Genomic DNA, 22083 nt, shown 5'->3' on the forward strand with positions numbered 1-22083 from the left:
AAAGTCAATTCCACATAGCGAACGACCCGTTCCGGCAAGCGGTATTTGGCGGCACCTGTACGCCTCCGCATGGCCTGTTGATGCGCTTTGCCGGGATTGTATGCCTCTCGGCTACTGTTGCGTTTCAACTCCCGATAGACCGTCGAACGATGGACTTTGACTGCTTGGGCAATCGCTGTTGCTGGACTTCCCTGCGCAAGAAGAACCGATATCTGGTATCGTTTCCCCTCGGTCAACTGCTGATAACTCATGGTGATACATCTTTTACTTTGGCGAGCGAAAGCGTACCACTAATCAGCAGTTGGCCACCGCTCGCCGTTCAACCATGAGTGTCGCACTTATTATCTGAACTCCCGGAATACCTTCAGGCTGCATAGGCGGGTGTCGCACTTCGGAGTTGAATTCGCGTAAACATAAACGTGAGTGTACCAATAAGTGTCCATAAAAAATGTAACTGAAATTTTGTTGAAATATAAAGACCACCCGGAGTTCTTGGGCGTCGAACTGATTGATGTTAATCAGCGAGGTGCAGTTGATGACACTCTGCTCCATATTGCTGCAAGAATGGGTGAAGTTGAAGATGTAGAAATACTGATAGCAAATGGCGCAGATGTAAATATCGTTGGTGATCTTGGCAATACCCCTTTACATCAAGCTGCAATGAACGGCAGATGTAATGTAATAAAGGTATTGCTTAAATCAGGGGCAGATTTATTATTGAAGAATGAATTTGACCAAACGCCACTTAAAGTCGCTGAACTTGGAAGTCACAACGATGCTGTAAGACTGTTAAGGAAGCGATAAATTTCAGTTTCGTTCAAAAATTTTGCAAGTTCCTTTGGTGTATCGCCATCAGTATTTTTGATGGCGATACTTGCACCACGATCAACTAACAATTTCACCACATCGATATGTCCTTGCTCCACTGCGTCATGGAGCGGCGAGTATCCATGCTCACCTTTAGCATTAATATCTGCGCCACTTCCAAGCAAAATCGAAACCTCTTCAATTAGTCCACGCGTTGCCGCAATGTTGATTGGATAATCTCCAAATAAACTTTTTGTATTGACTGTTGGTATAGGCATTTCACTGTATTCTGGCAATTCTGCATAGTCGCGCAATATACTTTCCAGTCTTTTGTCACTTGGATTATTCACACTGATCACCACAATTATCTTGAATCCAATTTTCAAGATTCCGAATTGCATTACGTGTATTCTGAATTTCAGTCATATGACCAGCATAACCATCGTTATACCATTTGCGGCTGAAGTTCTCACGTAATTGAAGGCATTGCTTTAGCCTATTCAAGTTGTTCTTAGCGTCTGTACATGGGTCTCCAGTTGGAGGAATCGGGGTTTTACAAATCCGACTATATTCCTTTCTCTCCCTTGCTTTATCAGCTTTGTCCGTTGGCGTGTCACCGGGAGTACTGAGGATTGCAGCCAACGCTATACCACCGGCAATGGTAGTTCCAATTCCAGCACCGACACCGCAACCAACTGGTCCACCCCATGCCCCGGCAAGACAACCTGCGGCAGGGTTTAACCCATTCGGGTCGGTATACATTACTGGGTTTTGGTAAGCGTACCCGTAAGTGTTGATTCCACCTTGAAGCCCAATGGGATCACTCTGAACATACCTTCCAAGACTGGGATCATAATCCCTGAAGTAGTTGTAGTGTAACCCGGTTTCCTCATCGTAGTACTGCCCTGGGTAGCGCAGAGAGAAGGTGAATAGCTGACTGTCACCGTCCGGGTCTTCATTGGCTGTGTGGCGACCAAAGGGGTCGTTATCCCAACGCCAGACAATTTGGTTGTCGCTGGCTCGGCTAATGCGTCGTGGAGTGTTGAGGTGACCCGTATGGATGTAATACTTCTCAACGCCGATATACGTGGAGTCAGTACCCCACCGTTTGGAGAGCCTGTCACTTTCACCGGCCCCCACAGTTATAGGCGCTGGCCCGAAATGCACACCCTGCTGGCCAGGCCTGCACACTAAAACCGGAAAAGTGTGCAGGCCGGACTGGTCAAAATGACCACACCAAATAAACTCCGCCCCATTTAGCCTATTAGGATAGGCCATATAGCAGCCATTTAATCCAGCTTATTAAGTTTGCATAATTTTTTTATTTTAATAAACTTCTCTGAAAAATCTCCATATATATCCACAGGAGCATTATAAATTTTCTGATTATCTGCAACGTATTTCAGAGCAGGATTTAAGTCTTTAATTCTTGACGATATCATTTGAGGATCATGCTCAAGTAAATATATCACCATATCTAAAAAGTAACTCGAAAAATCAGCAGCTTCATGATCAGGGAAATCACCTGAAATAATAAAGTCTCTCAATCCTAAAACATAATAATCAAATACTCTTTTTGGCATAAATCTTATTTCGTAAACCAGTTCTATGCCATCTTTATGGAACTGGCTTTGTAGTTGCTCATTAGATCTACCAAAAAAAGATCCATAAGCACTTTTTTGATCAAGATCTTTCCAATACTCTCCCCAATCTTCTTCAGAAGGTATATTACCCATCAAACAGTCCTATATGGTAAAATGTGTTTACTTAATCTAGTTACACTGGTTTTTTTGCTGCTCACACTGCTCAGCCAGTCTACGATACTTCTGCGCTCGTTGAAGCTCTTTCAAAATTTCCAGCTCATGCCACCCAGGCATCCATCGGTCGTCCCACTGCTGGCGCAATTCAGCACACATTTGAGCCTGTTGCTGGAGGTTCCTCAAGTCCTGGCACTTATCACCGGATGGTGGCAATGGCCCCTTACATTGAGCCTTGTAATAGTCATACTCTACCTGTGCTTGGGGATCATCAATCCATTCCTTACTTTCAGGTGGCGCCTCATTTAGCTCTGCACTAGGTCCTGCTAGGAGCGCTAAGCCCGTTATACCTGCGAGTGTCGTCCAGAAACCAGCCGAGCTTCCGCCAGCAACAAACGGCAGTGCCAGCGCCGGTAACAATAATCCCGAGGGATCAGCGTAACGCACGGGATTCCCTCCAACATACCCATAGGTATTCAAACCGGCAGCTAATCCAATCGGATCACTCTCGATGTATCTGCCGGTTGCGGGGTCATAATCCCTGAAGTAGTTGTAGTGTAACCCGGTTTCCTCATCGTAGTACTGCCCTGGGTAGCGCAGAGAGAAGGTGAATAGCTGACTGTCACCGTCCGGGTCTTCATTGGCTGCGTGGCGACCAAAGGGGTCGTTATCCCAACGCCAGACAATTTGGTTGTCACTGGCTCGGCTAATGCGACGTGGAGTGTTGAGGTGATCCGTATGGATGTAATACTTCTCAACGCCGATATACGTGGAGTCAGTACCCCACCGTTTGGAGAGCCTGTCACTTTCACCGGCCCCCACAATTGTAGGCGCTGGCCTAAAATGCACACCCTGCTGGCCGGGCGTGCACACCGAAACCGGAAAGGTGTGCACGTGCTGCTGGCCAGCATGCATAATAATTAAAGTATTCCGCCCCTTATTTTTTGTAAAGGCACATTATAAGTTGCCATCAACAACATATGATATATTTACATTTCTCCATTTCTCAACCTTAGTTGGAATATCCTCAGTCGGAGGATAATAAACAATAAGACTATTATTTGAATTCCATTCAATTTTTATATTTTTTGGCCCATGCAACGTAAATATCCAATCATCATATTTATCAGGATCAAAGCCTTCCTTCTCTACTCGAAGGCTTAATACTCTAACGTAAGGAATGGTCGCGCCACAGTTCCTTTCAAAGGACGTTAGAATATAAGACTTATCAGGTGATGCATTCTCAAATAGCAATTCATTGCTACACAAATCAGGTCCGCATCCTGATAATAAAAAAACAAAGCCGATGATAATAACTATCCATGGCCTTTTAATACCCCATGCATTCACAGTACTCAATACCCTTTTTAACCTGTTCTTGATCAGCAGGATCATCACCATAAGGATATCCTCCATACGGACTACCCAAGTCTGTCCTTGTAGGGTCGGCTTCCTGATTTGCCCATCCAGCAAATCTATACAAAACTTGATCGGGGAATCCAAATGCAGAACCTGTTGCCCCATAATTGAAGTTCCCGAAGTCTTCGTACTTTCTCCCTTTCTGTTTATAATCCCATGGCGCTTTTCCTCGTACCTGAGCTTTGAACCAGAAAGGATTATAACTACGATCAGCTATCCACATATTTATGTCGACAAAGGCCCCTGGTGGAGATGGTGGGACATTTCCACAGCGAGTTGGAGTCATCTCAGATGTGTAATAACCGCTAGGAGGAAGGGGACCTACAAAGTCATCACTATATTCTTCCAGCCCAAACGGATCTATCAACTGCAAGGGATTGGCACCAACGTACAGATAGGTGTTCAGCCCGCCTTCAAGCCCAATCGGATCAGACTCAATGTACCGCCCCGTACTGGGGTCGTAATCCCTGAAGTAGTTGTAGTGTAACCCGGTTTCCTCATCGTAGTATTGCCCTGGGTAGCGCAGAGAGAAGGTGAATAGCTGACTGTCACCGTCCGGGTCTTCATTGGCTGTGTGGCGACCAAAGGGGTCGTTATCCCAACGCCAGACAATTTGGTTGTCGTTGGCTCGGCTAATGGGTAGTGTTCAGAATTCTGTGTCATTTCTTTAGACTGAACCGAAAAGAGATGACTCATGACCAAACCTACGTTCGATATGGATGCCGCATTTCAAGCTCTGCGTGAGGGCAAAGACCTCACAGGCCCCCACACCTGTAGGCGCTGGCACAGAATGCACAGCCTGCTGGTCAGGCGTGCACACCGAAACCGGATAGGTGTGCACACCGTGCTGGGCTAAATATCCTTCTTAGACCTGATCACGAACTCACTCGGAACAGACTTCCTTTACAGGTAAACCATCTTTCAATGAATAGTATTCTCGACAACCTTTTGCACTCTTTCTTAAACCGATATCCACTGCATCCATAACCTCAAAAACGCTGACCATTCCACTGTTATCCCAGTCCATATCAGACCATTTATAATCTTTAGAAAGGCCTAATCCAATAAATACAATAAAATAGAAAGCCGTTAATAAAAAAAGAGCAAAAACCATTTTTTTCATGTTTACTCAACCATTTTCCTAGCCCAAGGAGGATTATAAAACCTTTGGGGAGGTGATTGTGGAATGACATATTCATCACCTATAAGCCCTTCCTCTTTCAAATCATCGTATAGTCCCTGAGGAGTAACACTTACCCCCATATCGCAGCCTAACTGTTCCAAACCACTTTCAAGCGGATCGCCGCAGTTATGTCCCAGCACTCCCTAACTACCTTTTCCCTGTTGCCATGCCAGCCTCTTTTCTAGCTGTTCTTCTTGAGCGAACGTTAGGTTCAATTTCAAGGCTTTCGTATCTCTGAAATCATTCCGTTCCAAATATTGATCTGTTGGGAGCACAGTCATACCATCCGGCCCATAGGTATATGGTCGTACCATTGATATTTGTTGCGACATGACCCATTGATGACCCTCCCCACCCAGCACCAGCATGCATAAAGACATTGGTTTCAAGACCTAATGGATCAACATCAACTGTTGGATTCCCACCAACATAAGCATATGTATTCAGCCCACCTTCAAACCCAATCGGATCACTCTGAATCTACCGCCCCGTACTGGGGTCGTAATTCCGGAAGTAGTTGTAGTGTAGCCCGGTTTCCTCATCGTAGTACTGCCCTGGGTAGCGCAGAGAGAAAGTGAATAGTTGGTCGTTTACAGTCCCTTGTGCCTCAGGCCAGTGCCTCACTGTCCATACCAGATCAACAAGCCCTGTCACTTTCACCTGCCCCCACACTTGTAGGCGCTGGCTCCAAATGCACACCCTGCTGGCTAGGCGTGCACACCCAAACCGGAAAGGTGTGCAGGCCGTGCTGCCCAAAATGTAATTTCTAAATCTACCATGACTTTATTTATCTAAGTTTTTCACTTCAGAGCCAGGAGAGATATTAGGCATACCATGCAGATTAAAGAGGCATAATGGAAAACATTCTTTGCAAGAATAGTCATTTCGCCCAATTTTCTGATTTGCGGAAATTCACTTTCCTTATGACATCCAGTTTTTAAGAAATCATCATAAAGTGATGTATTTCTCATCAATATAGTTGAAACTCCCCATGGGTTACCTAATTCATCCATAGCTTTATTCATATGAAGTCTCATTTTTTTAGCAAGAAAAACACCAAAAGCCAAATATAAACATAAAGAAACACCTGAAATTATTACCGCCACAATAAAAACCGTATCAATAAAACCATAAACATTCATATCTAATCCCATAATTTATAGTCAGGCAGGATTTTCACCTTATATGTTTCCTGGGATGTCACTTCTCCTGTAAATCCTCCGACACCTGGCCCCCTCCGACCTTTAGCACCTGATATTTCACCATCAGATTCTGTTATACCACCTGAAAAACCAAAGGTACCTTTAACTTTAATCGGGTTAGCTAGACCGCCTGCCACACCTTGAACATCATCACGAGAACTGGATGACTCAAAAAGCTCAGTATCATCTGGCATCAACTCACCAGTTCCCAATGCAGCCTCACCGCCTCCTGCATAAAAATATCCAGTACCATCAAGCTCCTGATGAGTGACAACACAATACAGACCATTTCCATCAGAAGCCAAAGCAAAGCTGGTACTCGTTCCCTTTCCGTCTGTAATGAACGTAAGGTTTACACCGATACTATCCCACCAAAGACCATAAGCATCCCAATTTGATATTGGGTTACCTCCAGCATATCTGTATGTATTCAACCCACCATCCAATCCAATAGGATCACTCTGAATATACCGCCCCGTACTGGGGTCGTAATCCCGATAGTAGTTGTAGTGTAACCCGGTTTCCTCATCGTAGTACTGCCCTGGGTAGCGCAGAGAGAAGGTGAATAGCTGACTGTCACCGTCCGGGTCTTCATTGGCTGTGTGGCGACCAAAGGGGTCGTTATCCCAACGCCAGACAATTTGGTTGTCGCTGGCTCGGCTAATGCGACGTGGGGTGTTGAGGTGATCAGTATGGATGTAATACACCGCAACACCACTGCCGGCGGGGCGCAGAGTCGCGACCGGGATATTGCCAAGCCAGACGGTTTCCTGAATGAGCTGGCCGTTGGCATCATATTCGCCTGCCAACTGACCGGCATCATCATAGACAAAGTAGCGTACACCGTTGTTGTTGCTTTTTCTTACTCTCTGTCCCAGTGCGTTGTAATCATACTGGGTAGTCTGGCCATAGCGGGTGGCGCTGCTCAGTCGCCCAGCATCATTGTAGGTATAAAGCGTATGGCCATCACCCAGGATGTTGCCGGCTGCGTCGTAGGTGTAAGTACGAGTAAGGCTGCCGTTTATGTGTGTCAAACGGTTGCTGTCCAGCGCTTGGGTAAATGTCGCTGGTGTACTGCCTGTTTCTGTCAGGCGGTTGCCGTTGGCATCGTAACTCCAGCTCTGGTTTAGCCCCGTCCCGGTGGCGGTGGTTAAACGGTCGAGCAGATCGTAACTGTAGGTGTGGCTTATGCCGGGAGGGTTGACCTCGTTCTGTTGAGTAATGCGGCGTGCGTCATCATAAAGGTACTGGGTTTGTCCACCACTGGTGATACCGGTCAGGTCGCCGTCGGTGTTGTAGTCGCGGTTGTGTGTAGTGCCATTTCCCCAGCTCCAGTGCTGAACTGGGCCAAAAGGTCGATATTGTATTGCGCTCAATAGAGGCGTAATGCCATTGAGGCTAATGCTGCTGATCTGTCCCGATGGGGTGTAGGTGTAATGCAGACTATTGCCTGAAGGCAGCGTCAGGCTCAGGCGCTGACCCGCTGCATTATAGGTGTAATCCTGAGCAAAACTGTGCCCATCCAGGGTATGGGTACGATTGGCCACCTGCCCTTGCGCCGTATAAATCCAATCGAGGGTGCCGATGTGATCTGTGATATGAGTCAGCCGCCCCGTGCCATTAATCCCCTGGTCGTATACATAGGTATAGGTTTGGTCTGGGTAACTGAGTTGGGTTAACCGGTTAAGACTGTCATAACTGTAGGTCGCGGTAACGCCACGTGCATCGGTACTGCTGGCCAGATTACCAGCACTGTCGTGGGTGTATGTGGTATCTCCGGTGTCGGGGCTTTGTAGCAGGCTCAGGTCGCCCAACGCGTTATGGTGATAGTAGGTGGCATGGTTTAATGGATCGATAACGGCGATCAACTGATCCAATGCGTTATAGCTGTACTGAGTCACCTCGGTATTGGGGTCTGTCACCTGAGTCAGCCGGTTATGGGCGTCATAGGCGTACTGAGTGTCGCGGTTGAGCGGAGCTTGTGTCTCGGTCAGGTTGCCGTTGTTGTCATAGGTGTAGTGGGTTGTAACGGCAGGCGTACCGGCAGCATCCAACGTCTGTACCAGGCGGTTCAGGGTGTTGAATGTTTGTGATTGGCGCATGGCCAGCGTGCTGGATGGATCGTAGCTTCGCGTCTGTGTTTGGTTGCCCAGTGCATCCAGAGTATATTCGATGTGGTTGCCTTGGCTATCTTCCAATCGCGTCAGACGCTGGGCGGCATCATAGGTATAGGTCAGTGTGCTGCCGTCGGGTTGTGTCAGGGTGTGCAGCAGCCCGGTTGGCCAATAGGTCAGAGTTGTGGTTTCTGTCCCTTGGGTATAGGCAATCAAACGCAGGCGCAGATCATAGGTGAACGTGGTGACCAGGCCGTTGGCATCGGTGATGCTCAGGGGTTGGCCATGGGCGTTATAGCTGTTGATCTGTGTTGTGTGATTCAGGGCATTGGTTATGGTTTTCACCCGACCGCACTCGGCCCCGGTGGTGCACGCGTAATAGCTGTAGGTGGTGATATCGCTGATATCGGTGCGTGGTCCATCCGCGGTCAAGACACGCCCTTGATTGTCATATGTCCAGCTCCAGGTACGTGATAGTGGTGGCGTTTGACCCATATCGGTCAGAGTACGGCTGAGTAAATGACCGTTACTGTCATAGCTGTACTCTGTACGTCGATTTCCCTCATCCACTTGTACAGGCAGGCGATACGTTGGGTGCCAAATAGTGCTGATGGTACGTTCAACCGCTGTGCCGCTCGCTTCGGTACGGATTGTAGGCAGGTTGCGGCTCAGGTCGTAGGTATACTGGGTCGGAACGTTATTGAAATCGACCCGCTGGCTGACATTGCCCTGAGCGTCATACTGACGAGTTTGCGCGGCACCGCCGCAGGTATTACATGCCTGGGAAATACCCGTGTTCTTCAGAGTATCGAGAATGCTGCTATAGGTGAATGTGCGTGAAGCACCCAAGGCATCGGTCAGAGTTCGCTCGCCATTAGCGGCGTAGCTGATACTGACTTCTCCTGCACCACCGCTGTGTGATGATCGAACGGCTCGACCTTGTGTGTCGTATTCAAAGTCGGCAAAGCGAGTGTTGTTTTCATCAATGATGCCCGTTAAGGCTCGTGGAAGGTTGGCTCCGGCTGTCAGGCTGCTCTCGTTATAACGATACTGGCGGCTGCTGTTGTCAGCGTAGGTAGTACTGATCAGGCGGTTGTTGGCATCGTAGGAAAACGTGATGGGCTCGCCAGCCGGATCTGTTACGGATGCAATACGCCCATGGGTATCGTAGGCCAGCGTAAGCGTGCGGCCATCGGTATCGGTGACAGTCTGCAAGCGATTTTGGGTGTCATAGGACAGGTGATGCGTCTGCCCGGCACGAGATGTGATGGATATCAGTCGCCCTTGCGCCGCATAGCGCTCGATGGTGTCATCAGAGGTTGTGAGCGTCCACCCACTGGTATTGCCATTGCCGTCAGTTTGGCGTTGCAACCGGTAATTTTGGTCTGCATCAGGTTGCCAGATTCCACCCGTCAAGTTGAAGTTATAGCGTTTCCCGTCTGCTCGATACAGTTTGACACGAGAAGGAGAACCGCTGCCAAGGCCGGTTACCACCAATGAACGTTGGTAATGATGACGCCAGTTGTCCCCCAGCGGTCCACTTTCTTGGCTGAGTGCATTGTAATGTCGGATAAATTGCAGCGGCTGCGCACCCGTACCAACATAATCCTGCTCTTGCTGATATTTATTACCGGTCGCACTATTAATGGGGTTGCTGCCATTGGAAGGACACTCAGGGACGCCGGCATTTTTGGGTTGACAGTACCCCGAGTCATCAACGCTGCCTTCGGGGCAGGCGTCGGGAGAGCCGGTAGCCATATGGGTGACGGGGCCCATGGCGGTTGTTACCCAATAAAAGGCCAGTTTTCGCTCGATAACAAACTGACACCGTGCCTCTTGGCCCGAAAGGTACTCATTGACTGAAAGCGATTTGTAACGGTATTGAATTGATGGGTTTGCAGTACGCAGTGCCTGAATGCGGGCTTCTACCTCGCCATTGACACAGGCAGCTGTTGCCGTTGGCCAAGCGCCTGGGGCATACGTATTGGTCCACTCAATTTCAGCGAAGGTCGTTGATGAGAGGCATATGGACAGGGTTAGAGCACTGATTTGGCCTATTCGATAAGGCAACGTGACCCGCTTCGTCGCGGGAGCGTTGTTCCAATAGCCAGAACGATAAATATTGGCAGATGTGCGACGCAACATCATGGCGCTTCCTCCTTGAATGTATAGAGTGTGCATCCTGCACACTTTGCCTGTCGGCGAGATTCAATCTTTCATAGATTGAGTATAAATGCAAACGATCCCGAATCACACCTCATCAGCGGCGGCGTAAATCCAGCACTGCGCACCTGACTTCAGCTGGGCCGCAACCCGCACGTAATCGTCAACCTCGTAATCATCCGCCTGCGCCAGCTCCGCATCCGTCAGCTCGAATACCGTGCCCTGCACCTCATCCGCCGCATTGCCCGTGTAACGCAGAATGGGATGAAACGCCTTGCCACTCTCACGCAGCACCCGCTCATCCGTGATCTCGACCTCACCGATGATATAGCCCTGCAGGGTATCGGGCTGACCGCTCAGCTCGCGGCCAAAGTTGGCGACCTGAACCGATGGCTGCTGCAGGGTGCCGTAGGAGAACAGTGATGGCATGTTGGGACTCCGATAGTGCTATTGAGTTGTTTAATCTGGTTTCCAATCCGACCTGGTCAGACGATACAGGCGGACATCCCACCCAGCATAACGCGTTTCAATGAAATTGCTGAACCCAAGTTTTTCCAGTATGTGTATTGAAGCAGCGTGATTCTGCGCGACGATCGCAACAACGGACTCAAGGTTACAGGCTTCAAAGCCATAGTCGAGAGCCGCACGGGCCGCATCGGTCGCCAACCCCATTCCCCAACGGTCTTTGGCAAGACGGTAGCCAATTTCAACCTCATCACATCCATCAACCGTCGTTCGGCTCAACCCACAGTAGCCAATCAGCCTGCCGGACGGCTTCTCGATAACAGCCCACTGGCCATAACCAAGCTCGTCGTATGAGTGGGTACACCAATCAATAAACTCAGCTGTTTGCGCTTCGCTCAATGGGCCTTTACTGGAGTACTCCATGACATCCGGGTCAGACAGTATCGGCATGAGGGTCTTAACATCGGAAGATTCAAACTTTCTGATTTCAAGCCTGTTGGTTGCCGTTAGATACATGTGTGAAACCTGCCACGTATTCTGAAACCATCTCTCATGTTCAACCCCATTAATGTCAAATTCACAGCGCCAGCAATCAACTCAATGGCTTGTACCACATAAAAGCGGGTATCCAAAACACCTGCAGATGCCCACAGGTTGAGTAATACGGCACACGGGATCAGTACCAGGATTCCGTTCATACCTATAAAGGGCATTCTCTTTCTTTTCCGAGAAACAAGCACGCCGTTTCTACCCTTGGCCAAGGCGAAACCACTCGCCCCCGTGAATGCAATTGACGGCACAAGAATCAACAGACCTGGCCATACAATTAAGCGTTTCACTGTTGATATGGACTCAACAGAACCAAAGATCTCAACCAACACTGTTGCCGAGAAAAACGTCGCTATGCAGGCCATGGCAATAGCCGCTGCGAAACGATGGACGATGAGCATCAGGGTTTCCTCCAAGAAACACGATTGGTAACATGTTGTCATTGTGCAAAGAGCACCTCTTAATGTCAACATGTTGTCAATTCCACAGGGATCACCAATGAACGAGTCTCATAAAGGCCCAATCTTCACCGATATTGTGCTGGAAGTGTTTAAACTGGGAGGACTGCTAGTCAGCGAAGGCGATCAAATGGGCGCAGAGTTCGGCATTACAAGCGCCCGTTGGAAGATACTGGGGGCCCTTGCACTATCGGACGAACCGCAAACCGTACCTCAAATTGCGAGAAGCATGGGGCTGACGCGACAAGCGGTACAGCGACTTGTGGATGCCATGCACGACGATGCACTGTTACTGTTCAGTGAAAACCCGGGCCATAAGCGCGCCAAATGGATTAACCTCTCGGAACGTGGGAAAACGGTTTTCTCGAAACTGAGTGAAAAACAGTCGGGGTGGGCCGCCCAATGCTCAGAAGGTATCAGCGCAACCGAGCTGGAAACTGCACTGTCTGTACTGAAGCGTATCGCTCGCGCCATTGACCACTAGACATGCCCCGGTATTCGGCCCATTTGTCACCCTCTTTACAGCCCTTCTTTTGCTCGCTGAATTGCAGCTTCAATGGCTCGCTTCGCTTGTGGGCTGTTTTTCCAGCAGGTTGTCCTCAGCATTGAAGCAACCATTTCCGCTATATCATCCGCCTGATAGGTCGCCAACTCGGAAAGCGACTCTATACCGATCTCCTCAAAACGTTGCACAACGGTGTTGCCAACGCCTTTTACCGACAACAGTGCTTCTTTCTCCAGGCTGGAAAACCCCATATAAAATCCATTCCATTCAATATTTATACGCCATTATGGCGTGTATCCATTGCTGCAGAAAATCGTTTATTCTGGCAACCCCTCGAACGTTGGCACCTCTTCTGACGTCTTCTCCCAGTTGGCCTTGCTGGACGAAAAGATGTGCGCCGTTGGCAATATGGACACTTCAGTGTCCAAAGATCCTGCCGGCACGATAAGCACACCGGCCGCCTGAGTATTGGGCAATGCGGAGCCACAGAATTTGCAAAAACTCTTGCTGTGACGAGTCCCTGGCAACGTAAACGAGGTCACGGCATCAGCACCCGACAGCCAGCTCAGTTTAGCCGACTGTGAAAACAGATTGGCCGCATGAGCCGACCCCGTATCTTTTTTACAGCGCTGACAATGACACAGGTAAAAGCTGTCAAACTCCCCTTCTACCTTGAAGTGCACTGTGCCACACAAACAGGAACCGAGATGTTCTGCCATGACCTTTCCCCTATAACCTGTGAGTGAAATATACAAACAACTCAGCAGGAGCCGATAAGCCCCCCATCTTCTCAACCTTAACGCGCCCGTTTTTCTTCAAAACTTCCACCCGTTCGTTCAAGAGCTGTGGCTGTGCTCTGGGTATCGTCCACTCATGCCGGCTTTATCCCGTCCAACGTGGATGACGCCATCGCCACTTCTGCAGTGGCCATCCAGTGACTCGTTATAAACATAAAAGAGAGAGTACACCATGACTATGCAAGTAACCCACAGCAAAACCCCCTTGGTCACCCAACTAGACGCTATGGTGATCGGTGCCGGTGTCGCAGGCCTGTACCAGCTACATAAGCTACGTGAAATGGGACTGAATGTACGCGGTTATGAAGCGGGTACCGGTGTCGGCGGCACCTGGTACTGGAACCGCTACCCTGGCGCCCGTTTCGACTCCCAGGCAGAGATCTATCAATACTGGTTTTCCGAGGAGCTGTATAAATCCTGGCAGCCCAGCGAGCGCTTCCCTGCTCAGCCCGAAACCGAGCAGTGGCTCAATTTCGTGGCGGATCGCCTCGACCTGAAAAAGGATATTCAGTTCTCCACCCGTATTGTATCCGCCCACTACAGCGAAGACACCGGACGTTGGACCGTCACCACAGATGCCGGCGAAACCATCGACACTCAGTTTCTCATCGCTTGTTGCGGTATGCTCTCCGCACCGCTGAAAGACCGTTTCCCGGGCCAGGCCAGCTTCAACGGCGAGATACACCACACCGGTCTGTGGCCCAAGCAAGGTGTAGATTTCACCGGCAAGCGGGTGGCAGTCATCGGTACCGGTGCCACCGGTATCCAAGTGATTCAATCCATCGCACCCCAAGTGGAGTCATTGAAAGTCTTCGTGCGCACACCGCAGTACATTGTGCCGATGAAAAACTACAAGTACTCCAAGGAAGAGTGGGCCAAATGGGGTGAACGCTTCCATGAACTGAAATCCCGCGTACGCCAGACTTTCGCCGGTTTCGACTACGACTTTGAAGCACCACCCTGGGCCGACCTTACGCCAGAAGAACGCACCGATATCCTGGAACAGCATTGGCAGGAGGGCTCACTGTCACTGTGGCTGGCGACTTTCCCAGAGATTTTTTACGACGAAGCAGTCAGCGAAGAAGTGTCCAAATTCGTTCGCGCCAAAATGCGGGAGCGGCTGCATAACGACCCCAAACTCTGCGACTTGCTGATCCCCACCGATTACGGTTTCGGTACCCACCGCGTACCATTGGAGAACAAGTACCTCGAAGTCTATCTGCAAGACAATGTAGAGGCTGTGGACTGTCGCACGGCACCGATCGAAGAGATAGTCCCCGAGGGGATCCGTACTGCCGACGGCAAAATCCATGAGGTGGATGTCATCGTTCTGGCAGTTGGCTTCGATGCCGGCTCAGGAGCGCTGAGCCGCATCGATATCCGCGGTCGCGATGGCCGCGCGCTGAAACAGCAGTGGCAGCAGGAAATCCGTACAGCCATGGGGCTACAGGTCCACGGTTACCCGAACCTGTTCACCACCGGTGCTCCGCTGGCACCGTCCGCCGCACTGTGCAACATGACCACTTGCTTACAGCAACAGGTGGACTGGATCACCGGCTGCATCGACCACGCCCTGAAAAACGACAAGCAAACGGTTGAAGCGACCAAAGAGTTCGAGGATGCCTGGGTCGAACACCACGACGAGGTTGCATCGAAGACTCTGGTAGTCAAAACCGACTCCTGGTACATGGGCTCCAATGTGGATGGCAAACCGCGCCGCCTGCTCTCCTACATCGGCGGGGTGGGCAATTATCACAAGCGTTGCGACGCAATTGCGGCCGAGGGCTACCCCGGTTTTTCGATGTCCTGAGGTGTTTTCACCGTTACGCGGAAATCGCCGGCGGTACCCCGTCGGCGCATCCCCCGAGCCACACGTGCCGTCTGTAAGGAGATGTATCGTGAACAACTACTATTCGCAACAGAATCATGGTCCCTTTGAGCTGATTGGTATCGGCGACCTGCAACTTGAGGAGGGCGGTACATTGCCCGACTGCAGACTCGCCGTCTCGCTACATGGCCAACTCAACGCCGCTAAAGACAACGCGATTCTGGTACCAACCTGGTATTCAGGCACCAGCAAAATCATGGAACAGGTCTACATCGGTACTGGGCGGGCACTGGACCCGGATAAATATTTTATCATCTGCGTGAATCAAATCGGCGGCGGACTCTCCACCTCGCCAAGCAATAGCAACGGTCCCGACTTTCCCCAGATACGCATCGGTGACGATGTCCGCGCCCAATACCGCCTGCTGACTGAACATTTCGGCCTGACCAGCCTTGCCCTGGTCGTCGGCGGCTCGATGGGTGCTCAACAAACCTACGAGTGGGCAGTACGCTACCCGGAATTCGTCAAACGCGCCGCCCCCATGGCCGGTACGGCGAGGAACACCGAGCATGATTTTCTGTTTACTGAAACTTTGATTGATGCCATCACCACCGATCCAGGTTTTCACAAGGGCCTATACCACTCACCAGAACAGGTCGCTGCCGGCCTGAGGCGCCATGCCCAATTATGGACTGTTATGGGCTGGAGCACCGAGTTCTTCCGCACCAGACGCCATCAGGCACTGGGCTTTGCTTCGATGGCAGAGTTTGTGGACACCTTCATGACCGGCTACTTCGCCTCGATGGATCCGAACAACCTGCTGTGCATGGCGTGGAAGTGGCAGCGCGGCGATGTCAGCCGCCACACCGCTGGCGACCTGCCCGCTGCGCTGGGACGCATAAAAGCCAAGACCTACGTGATGCCGATTAGCCATGACATGTTCTTCCCCGTCAGCGACTGCCAGACTGAACAGCTGTTGATCTCCGGCAGTGAATTCCGCCCGCTTCAAAGTGTCGATGGTCATCTGGGTCTATTCGGCACAGATGCGCAGATGGTGGCACAATTTGACGCTAACATCCGAGAGCTGTTGGCTACGCCGGTCGTCTGAGGCTGGCATACGGTTTGCCTGTTTGGATCAATCATCCAATCATGTTGACCCAACACCCGTGACGACACTGTTCCAGGTACCCGGAACAAATAGCCCCAAAGTGTCATGGCATACTGCAGCGTTCAATGGCACTGTGGGGCTTGGATGGGTGGCAACACCCATCTCCCACTAACGGTATCGATTAAAATAAAAAACCATCCGGGCCGCTGGTCAATGAGGGTAACAATGCCGCAGCCAACCCTCTCCTGACCTGCAGGCAGCTGTGGCAGCAGGCCCTTGTACCGGGGCAAAACTTCAGAGTGAGGCAGCCGCTTCCCGCCTGAATAGCTGCGCAGAGTACGCGCCAGCCCGGCGAGGATAGTTCTATGCCGAAAGTCATCACTCCGGACGAGCTTCTCAAGTGGGTTCCGGGAAAACTACTGACCAGCAGTGCCTCTCTGGGCTGGAAAGACGTTGCCCAGCGCTCCTACCTGTACAAGGGACAGGAGGTGCCGATTCCCCCTCTCGATCACTTCATGATCGTACGCTACCGGAACGGTCATACCCCCATGTACCGCCAACTGGAAGACAGCAAAGGCACCCGCACCACCTGCGTACCGGGCGATATATCCCTGTTGACCAACGCCCAGAACTCGCACTGGCACTGGACCCAGGATATTGAGGTCGCCCACGTTTACCTGTCCAATGCCCTGATGTCTCGAGTTGCCTGCGACGTTCTCGACCGCTCAGTAGAGGATGTACGTCTACACGACGTATTGCAGTTACAGGACCCAGTCCTCAATGCAATCACAGATGCTATCAATACTGAGGTGCGCACCAACGGCTTGGGCGGTGCACTGTATGTCGAAGCACTGGGCATGCAGATGGCGGTACACCTGTTACGCCGCTACGCCAGCGTAACCTTTAGCGACCCCGCTGATGTCGGCGGATTGACACCGTGCCAGAAACGTCGCTTGGGCGATTACATTGAGTCCCACCTGCACAGCAGCATACGGTTGGAAGATCTGGCCCAAGAAGTTGGACTTGGGGTATGGACCTTCTCGCGCAAATTCAAGGAGAGCTTTGCCTCCTCACCTCATGCGTTCGTCACCGAACAACGCGTGCAGAAAGCACGTACCCTTCTGGCAGAGGGACGCCTTGCAATAAAGGAGGTCGCCTACATGTGCGGCTTTTCTGACCAGGCCCATCTGACCCGGGTGATGCGGCTTAGGCTAGGCACCACACCAGGACAATTGAGGGGGAACTGTAGAGAACGCTGACCGCTGCGAGGTTTACCCTGGCTGCTCGGTCGACCAGACCGGACATCGGGTTCTCCCCCGTTGAAGCAACAGTTACAAAGCTGCCTCATAGTTGATCAAATCCACGTCAGCCGCCTCTGTGCGCAGCGGAATAAGCGCCTGATAGGCTTCCGAGCTGTACCAGTCATCTAACGCTTGAGCATCTGGAAAGCGAATCACAACCACATCAGTATGGACGTGAGACCCACTCAGTACAGTCTTCGTTTTCCCCCTGAACATCAAGTCCGCGCCCCAGGGCGCCAAGGTCGCCGGCACTTGATGTCGGTATTCGGCCCATTTGTCATCATCTTTCACTGTAATGTGACCAATCACGTATGCAGGCATGCTCATATCCTTATTCGGGTGATGCGTTTTCCGCATTGTTAAGACCGCGGTTGAAGGGACTGTTTTTCCTTGAAGTATAGATACAATGGAAGCCCGAACGACACGCCAACAGACAGCGTTCCAAGCACTGCAAAATATCGGTATCTCACTTTATTTTTATGACCGTCTACAACGATAAAGCCCAGCAAAGCAACACCTGCTACTAAAACATCAAGCCAAGCAAACATACTGATAGGGTTAGCCACAGCTTCATTAAAAAAAAGACCAATATCTAAGCCATTATCAACCAACCAAGGAATAAAAGCCCCATACGGCAGAAAAAAACCCAATAACACAAGAACCAAATAAAACCTTACCATTTCGCTATCCTTGCAAATCTTCAGCAATAATATTTAGTTTCTTGACCACTGAAAAAACAGCCACATTTATTGCTACCAGAGTGTATAAAATTCCATAATGATCGGCGGCAACGAAATTTCTTCAATGCCAATTTTTTTATTCTAACGGGTGCCGTTTCCATAGGCTAAAAGACTATGCTCCACTGCGAACCAGACGCACTGCCAGTGGAAACCCTTTGGTGTGACCATCAACGGTTCCGTCGAAGAAATCAATGAAGTAAATGAGTAATGGCATTTCCTCAATGCGGGTATCACTCCAATACGGCGAACCCTCTTCAGAATTTACCACTCTTGGGAACACCTCGGAATTAATCGCTGGGTTGAAACATCTCTGTTCGACAATACTATCAAGCTCTTGAATCGTTGGAACACGCCAACCGCCACCGAGCGTCTGTGCGAACTGTTTTGCTGCATCTAATCCCAGCAGCTGTACTTCACCGATGCAACCGGCATCATTCACCCAAGTGGTACCCACACTGCAACGGCTCCACGTCAATTTCGTTTGCCGGTCATAGGCTTCGCTGCCGTTGATAACGAAACGTGAAGACGGGATGCTTTCGGCAATGCTTTCATCACAATCAGCCAAAACGACACTTGAAATCGCCCATGACGCGAATGCCAAAAACGTAATAACTTTTTTCATAATCTGCTACCTTGCACCCCATTCAACCGACACTTTAATGATCGGCTCCATTGTCGATGGTCAGCGGTTAGATACCTTTCCATTGTGAAGTTCACTCTGGTAGCCGATGGCGGTTTGTCAGGGACTATTTACCCGCTGCAGCATGAACGACACACGCTCATCGGGCGTACCGCGTGGGACTTCCAGCGTCTCGTAACCCCATTCCGAATACCACGTTCTCATACCTTCGAAAACGTCTACGGACTCTTCAAAAGTCTGGTCGCGCTCTGAGTCTGTAGTGTAGATTTCTTCCCATGGAGGAAGCAAAAATACAATGCCGTTATATGGAAATTGGCTTACGTACTGCGAGATTTCATTGCTCGTTAAGGCTTGTGCCTCATCAAGCATATACAGCGCATCGAGCACGCCACGATCAAAGAACACAGGATGGTCGTAAGCTCTTAGCTCTCGATACTTCTTGATATCCGAACGCAGTATCTCGTGGGCGAAAGCCTCCGGATCTGGCCGAGGTGTTAACCCTGCTGCCAACCGCTCCTTGATTATTCTGCGGGCCGATTCCGGCACTCCGTGATAGCCCCGTTTCGCCAGGGCACTAAGAATTGTACTTTTGCCACCACCGGGGCCGCCGGTGATTACGAATCGATGGTTCATTTCAGCCCATTTCAGAGTAGTGTTTGTCCGGCCACCTACATTTGCTGCCTAAACATGGTTTCAAGCGAAGCCTGCAACGCCTTTACCAAGTCCAGATCGTTGTTTGCTCGGGCAGCTTCAATGCCTGAACGTGCCTTCTCAACGAAATTGATACGCGTGGTGTCTGTAGCCATATCGACCGGCTGACCGGTCACCGCCGATATTTTCATGGTCATTCCCATGAAGGGTGAGCTCTCATCAAGCGACATTTCACCGCTACGGATTTGGTCGTTCATCCAATCAAACATTTCCTTTCGCGTCATGCTTGTGAAATCAACCTGTTTAGCGGCGTCCGTTTTGGTTATGGCTGCGGTTAGTGCAGAAGAGAATGATCCGGCGTTGGCACTCGCATCCGTGGATGTCTGGGCTCGTTGCATGGTGTAAACGTGATTTGACTCTGTGTTGACCTTCATAAGAACACCCTTTGCTAACTCCTGTATCAAAGCGTACTTTACTCGTGCAGGCTCGCAAAGTACGCAGCTGCTTTTTCTCAGGAAGTGCATCTATTCTGTTAAAAACCAACAGGTCGACTCCCACCGGAGCTATTTTTTCATGACTTAAAGTAAGGCTGTATTTGTCGACGCTGTACGAGCGCTGCCAGCAGCCAGGGATTGGCCGGGCTGGGCCAGCGCGCAGCAACCGATGATGTTGCCACCGGAACGCGCAAACCAGATGTATCCCCCCTTGGCCAGGTAGTCGCATGTTAGGCCTTTCTGGGGTTAAGCCGCGGCATGAGTGCAAACACGCCCCAACCCAAATACTCTCGCGTGTAGGCTGCGTGGCGTTCAGGCTCTGTGCTCAATTTCGAGCGGATCTCTTCAGCCAGCTCATCATCGGGGTTTTCTTCAAGCCATCGGCGCATTGTGAGCCACTTGGCCGCTTCATACCTGTCCCAACCGTCTTGATTGGCTAGAACCATCTCAACAACGTCATAACCGAGGGCGCCAAAGGATGCGAGAAGCTCTGGCAGACTGAGAAAGTCGGAGATTGAGTTGGCAAGGCATTTTTTGGCTATATCTTCCGTTGGCGGCAACTGTCGCCAGTAGGGCTCACCAATCAGTATGATTCCGCCAGCACGCAAGCTTTTCGCCAGAAGCTCGATGGTTCCAGCGATACCTCCACCAATCCATGTGGCACCGACACAAGCTGCCACATCAGCTTTTTCGTCAGAGACGTAACCTGCTGCGTCGTTGTGAATGAACTTAACTTGATGAGCAACGCCGAGTTCTTCAGAACGCTGTTCTGCCTGTGCGGTGAATAACGGACTCATATCGATACCGGTGCCGACAATGCCGTGATCACGTGCCCAAGTGCATAGCATCTCGCCCGAACCACTACCCAGGTCAAGGACTCTCATTCCTGACTCTAGGCGCAGCGCAGCACCAAGAGTGACAAACTTGTTAGACGTGAATGGATTGTGGATGCGATGAGCACTTTCCGTAATATTAAAAATCCGTGGAATGTCCAATGCATGAATTCCTTAAAGATTGAGAATAGTTAGGGCAAAAAGCCCAACGCCCGGCTTTGGTCCCTGCCCCAAAGTGGCGACAACAGCCGTTCTTCAGGCACTTGAACACTGCCAAAAATGGTACAAGCCTTCAATATCAGACGAGCACAAAAGAGGCATTGCTTCTTTAATTTTTTCCAATGGCCAATCCCACCACTTCATATCTAGCAACATTGAAATTTCCTGTTCTGAAAAGCGCTTCCTTATCGCCCTTGCGGGGTTGCCACCAACAATTGTATATGGATCTACATCTTTGGTAACCAAAGCCCGACTGCCAATTACCGCTCCATGGCCAACCTTTACTCCAGGCATAATCATTGCCTCAGAGCCAATCCACACGTCGTTTCCTATTACGGTATCGCCTGCCTCCTGGAAAGCATCAACTGATCCCGAAAATGCCGGCTCCTCATTCATATAGAAAAAAGGGAATGATGTAACCCAATCATATCGGTGACCTTGATTTCCAGCCATGATAAAAGAGACCCCTGTTCCTATGGAGCAAAAGCTTCCAATTATCAATTTATCAACGTCATCGCGATCAGGCACTAGGAAGCGAGCACAATCATCAAATGAGTGTCCATGATAATAGCCTGAATAATAGCTATAGCGGCCCACCTTAATATTGGGATTCTTAACTTGTTCTATCAGAAGTTTTCCCTTGAACGGGCTTTCAAAATAATTTTCCATTTAATCTCACATCAAACCTAGAATGATATCGTTGCCTAACGTCCGGTTCGCCGATAAATTGAGATCAACTATTATCGAAGCTGCCTTTTTATTAGTTGACAGACCGCGAGTGAATCTTATGCTCAATATTTCAGCATCGTTAAAACTTGGCCAGCATTCATAATTATGCTTAATTCCCGTA

The 22083-nt window shown here is 50.2% G+C and carries 27 protein-coding genes and 1 pseudogene; 6 read left to right on the forward strand and 22 right to left on the reverse strand.

Annotation, left to right across the window (positions count from 1 at the left end; genetic code table 11):
* Positions 1–251: helix-turn-helix domain-containing protein (locus tag BLV48_RS17300; protein ID WP_139253961.1), on the reverse strand; the 251-nt coding region annotated here is incomplete at its 3' end.
* Between the two features lie 184 nt (positions 252–435).
* Between BLV48_RS17300 and BLV48_RS17305 the strand changes: the two genes are divergently transcribed.
* Positions 436–804 carry an ankyrin repeat domain-containing protein gene (locus tag BLV48_RS17305; RefSeq protein WP_091828050.1) on the forward strand — a complete coding sequence of 123 codons (369 nt, stop codon included), beginning with the start codon at positions 436–438 and terminating at the stop codon, positions 802–804.
* Here BLV48_RS17305 and BLV48_RS17310 read toward each other — a convergent pair.
* From BLV48_RS17310 to BLV48_RS19625, 5 genes are all read right to left on the reverse strand, one after another.
* Positions 768–1157, reverse strand: a complete 390-nt coding sequence (locus BLV48_RS17310; RefSeq protein ID WP_217633051.1) for an ankyrin repeat domain-containing protein — start codon at positions 1155–1157, stop codon at positions 768–770. The two genes, BLV48_RS17305 and BLV48_RS17310, sit on opposite strands and share 37 nt — an antisense overlap.
* Positions 1150–2085, reverse strand: coding sequence for an RHS repeat-associated core domain-containing protein (locus tag BLV48_RS17315; protein ID WP_091828052.1), 936 nt, complete (start codon positions 2083–2085; stop codon positions 1150–1152). The genes BLV48_RS17310 and BLV48_RS17315 overlap by 8 nt, the downstream gene beginning before the upstream one ends.
* Before the next feature lie 11 nt (positions 2086–2096).
* Positions 2097–2543 carry a hypothetical protein gene (locus BLV48_RS17320; RefSeq protein ID WP_091828053.1) on the reverse strand — a complete coding sequence of 149 codons (447 nt, stop codon included), beginning with the start codon at positions 2541–2543 and terminating at the stop codon, positions 2097–2099.
* Between the two features lie 36 nt (positions 2544–2579).
* Positions 2580–3479: an RHS repeat domain-containing protein gene (locus tag BLV48_RS17325; protein WP_091828054.1), complete on the reverse strand. Its 900-nt coding sequence runs from the start codon at positions 3477–3479 to the stop codon at positions 2580–2582.
* A 415-nt stretch (positions 3480–3894) separates the two neighbouring features.
* Entirely contained in the window at positions 3895–4620 is a 726-nt protein-coding gene (locus BLV48_RS19625) for an RHS repeat-associated core domain-containing protein (RefSeq protein WP_422730704.1), read from the reverse strand.
* Positions 4621–4677: 57 nt separating this feature from the next.
* Between BLV48_RS19625 and BLV48_RS19045 the strand changes: the two genes are divergently transcribed.
* Positions 4678–4839, forward strand: a complete 162-nt coding sequence (locus tag BLV48_RS19045; protein ID WP_175527717.1) for a hypothetical protein — start codon at positions 4678–4680, stop codon at positions 4837–4839.
* A gap of 27 nt (positions 4840–4866) precedes the next feature.
* On the opposite strand, the gene BLV48_RS17340 is transcribed toward BLV48_RS19045, so the two are convergent.
* The 7 genes and pseudogenes from BLV48_RS17340 to BLV48_RS17370 form a co-directional block, all read right to left on the reverse strand.
* Positions 4867–5106 (reverse strand): hypothetical protein, encoded by a 240-nt coding sequence (locus BLV48_RS17340; RefSeq protein ID WP_091828055.1) that lies wholly within the window; start codon positions 5104–5106, stop codon positions 4867–4869.
* 300 nt (positions 5107–5406) lie between these two features.
* A pseudogene (locus BLV48_RS19505) lies at positions 5407–5865 on the reverse strand (RHS repeat-associated core domain-containing protein).
* Positions 5866–5966: 101 nt separating this feature from the next.
* The gene (locus BLV48_RS17350) at positions 5967–6308 is read right to left on the reverse strand and encodes a hypothetical protein (RefSeq protein ID WP_139253963.1); all 342 of its coding nucleotides are present in this window, start codon (positions 6306–6308) and stop codon (positions 5967–5969) included.
* 2 nt (positions 6309–6310) lie between these two features.
* Positions 6311–10630 carry an RHS repeat-associated core domain-containing protein gene (locus BLV48_RS17355; RefSeq protein WP_175527718.1) on the reverse strand — a complete coding sequence of 1440 codons (4320 nt, stop codon included), beginning with the start codon at positions 10628–10630 and terminating at the stop codon, positions 6311–6313.
* Positions 10631–10732: 102 nt separating this feature from the next.
* A complete protein-coding gene (locus BLV48_RS17360; RefSeq protein WP_091828058.1) occupies positions 10733–11074 on the reverse strand; it encodes a gamma-glutamylcyclotransferase family protein in 342 nt (113 codons plus the stop codon).
* A 30-nt stretch (positions 11075–11104) separates the two neighbouring features.
* Positions 11105–11626 carry a GNAT family N-acetyltransferase gene (locus BLV48_RS17365; protein WP_091828059.1) on the reverse strand — a complete coding sequence of 174 codons (522 nt, stop codon included), beginning with the start codon at positions 11624–11626 and terminating at the stop codon, positions 11105–11107.
* A complete protein-coding gene (locus BLV48_RS17370; protein ID WP_254775080.1) occupies positions 11617–12060 on the reverse strand; it encodes a hypothetical protein in 444 nt (147 codons plus the stop codon). Before BLV48_RS17370 ends, BLV48_RS17365 begins: the two co-directional genes overlap by 10 nt.
* 97 nt (positions 12061–12157) lie before the next feature.
* On the opposite strand from BLV48_RS17370, the gene BLV48_RS17375 reads away from it, so the two are divergent.
* Entirely contained in the window at positions 12158–12601 is a 444-nt protein-coding gene (locus tag BLV48_RS17375) for a MarR family winged helix-turn-helix transcriptional regulator (RefSeq protein ID WP_091828060.1), read from the forward strand.
* Positions 12602–12636: 35 nt separating this feature from the next.
* Here BLV48_RS17375 and BLV48_RS17380 read toward each other — a convergent pair whose 3' ends face one another.
* Entirely contained in the window at positions 12637–12873 is a 237-nt protein-coding gene (locus tag BLV48_RS17380) for a hypothetical protein (RefSeq protein WP_091828061.1), read from the reverse strand.
* A 66-nt stretch (positions 12874–12939) separates the two neighbouring features.
* Positions 12940–13341 carry a GFA family protein gene (locus BLV48_RS17385; protein WP_091828062.1) on the reverse strand — a complete coding sequence of 134 codons (402 nt, stop codon included), beginning with the start codon at positions 13339–13341 and terminating at the stop codon, positions 12940–12942.
* 250 nt (positions 13342–13591) lie between these two features.
* On the opposite strand from BLV48_RS17385, the gene BLV48_RS17390 reads away from it, so the two are divergent.
* From BLV48_RS17390 to BLV48_RS17400, 3 genes are all read left to right on the forward strand, one after another.
* Positions 13592–15229: a flavin-containing monooxygenase gene (locus tag BLV48_RS17390; RefSeq protein ID WP_091828063.1), complete on the forward strand. Its 1638-nt coding sequence runs from the start codon at positions 13592–13594 to the stop codon at positions 15227–15229.
* 88 nt (positions 15230–15317) lie between these two features.
* Positions 15318–16355: an alpha/beta fold hydrolase gene (locus BLV48_RS17395; protein WP_139253964.1), complete on the forward strand. Its 1038-nt coding sequence runs from the start codon at positions 15318–15320 to the stop codon at positions 16353–16355.
* Between the two features lie 365 nt (positions 16356–16720).
* Complete coding sequence (locus BLV48_RS17400; protein WP_091828065.1) at positions 16721–17614, forward strand: AraC family transcriptional regulator; 894 nt, start codon at positions 16721–16723, stop codon at positions 17612–17614.
* A gap of 72 nt (positions 17615–17686) precedes the next feature.
* Here the strand turns inward: BLV48_RS17400 and BLV48_RS17405 are convergent, their stop codons facing one another.
* The 7 genes from BLV48_RS17405 to catB all read right to left on the reverse strand — a co-directional run bounded on the left by BLV48_RS17405 (position 17687) and on the right by catB (position 21902).
* Positions 17687–17977, reverse strand: a complete 291-nt coding sequence (locus tag BLV48_RS17405; protein WP_091828066.1) for a DUF1330 domain-containing protein — start codon at positions 17975–17977, stop codon at positions 17687–17689.
* 38 nt (positions 17978–18015) lie between these two features.
* Complete coding sequence (locus BLV48_RS17410; RefSeq protein WP_091828067.1) at positions 18016–18336, reverse strand: DUF2834 domain-containing protein; 321 nt, start codon at positions 18334–18336, stop codon at positions 18016–18018.
* A 172-nt stretch (positions 18337–18508) separates the two neighbouring features.
* Complete coding sequence (locus BLV48_RS17415) at positions 18509–19018, reverse strand: Lcl C-terminal domain-containing protein (RefSeq protein ID WP_091828068.1); 510 nt, start codon at positions 19016–19018, stop codon at positions 18509–18511.
* 117 nt (positions 19019–19135) lie between these two features.
* On the reverse strand, positions 19136–19669 hold the full coding sequence (locus tag BLV48_RS17420) for an AAA family ATPase (RefSeq protein ID WP_091828069.1): 534 nt from the start codon (positions 19667–19669) through the stop codon (positions 19136–19138).
* Between the two features lie 35 nt (positions 19670–19704).
* Positions 19705–20121 (reverse strand): hypothetical protein, encoded by a 417-nt coding sequence (locus tag BLV48_RS17425; protein WP_217633052.1) that lies wholly within the window; start codon positions 20119–20121, stop codon positions 19705–19707.
* A 290-nt stretch (positions 20122–20411) separates the two neighbouring features.
* Positions 20412–21176: an SAM-dependent methyltransferase gene (locus BLV48_RS17430; protein WP_091828070.1), complete on the reverse strand. Its 765-nt coding sequence runs from the start codon at positions 21174–21176 to the stop codon at positions 20412–20414.
* Between the two features lie 93 nt (positions 21177–21269).
* Positions 21270–21902 (reverse strand): type B chloramphenicol O-acetyltransferase, encoded by a 633-nt coding sequence (gene catB / locus BLV48_RS17435; RefSeq protein WP_091828071.1) that lies wholly within the window; start codon positions 21900–21902, stop codon positions 21270–21272.
* Between the last annotated feature and the right edge of the window lie 181 nt (positions 21903–22083).

It is taken from the genome of Marinobacterium iners DSM 11526 (genome assembly GCF_900107855.1).
Taxonomy (GTDB): Bacteria; Pseudomonadota; Gammaproteobacteria; order Pseudomonadales; family Balneatricaceae; genus Marinobacterium; species Marinobacterium iners.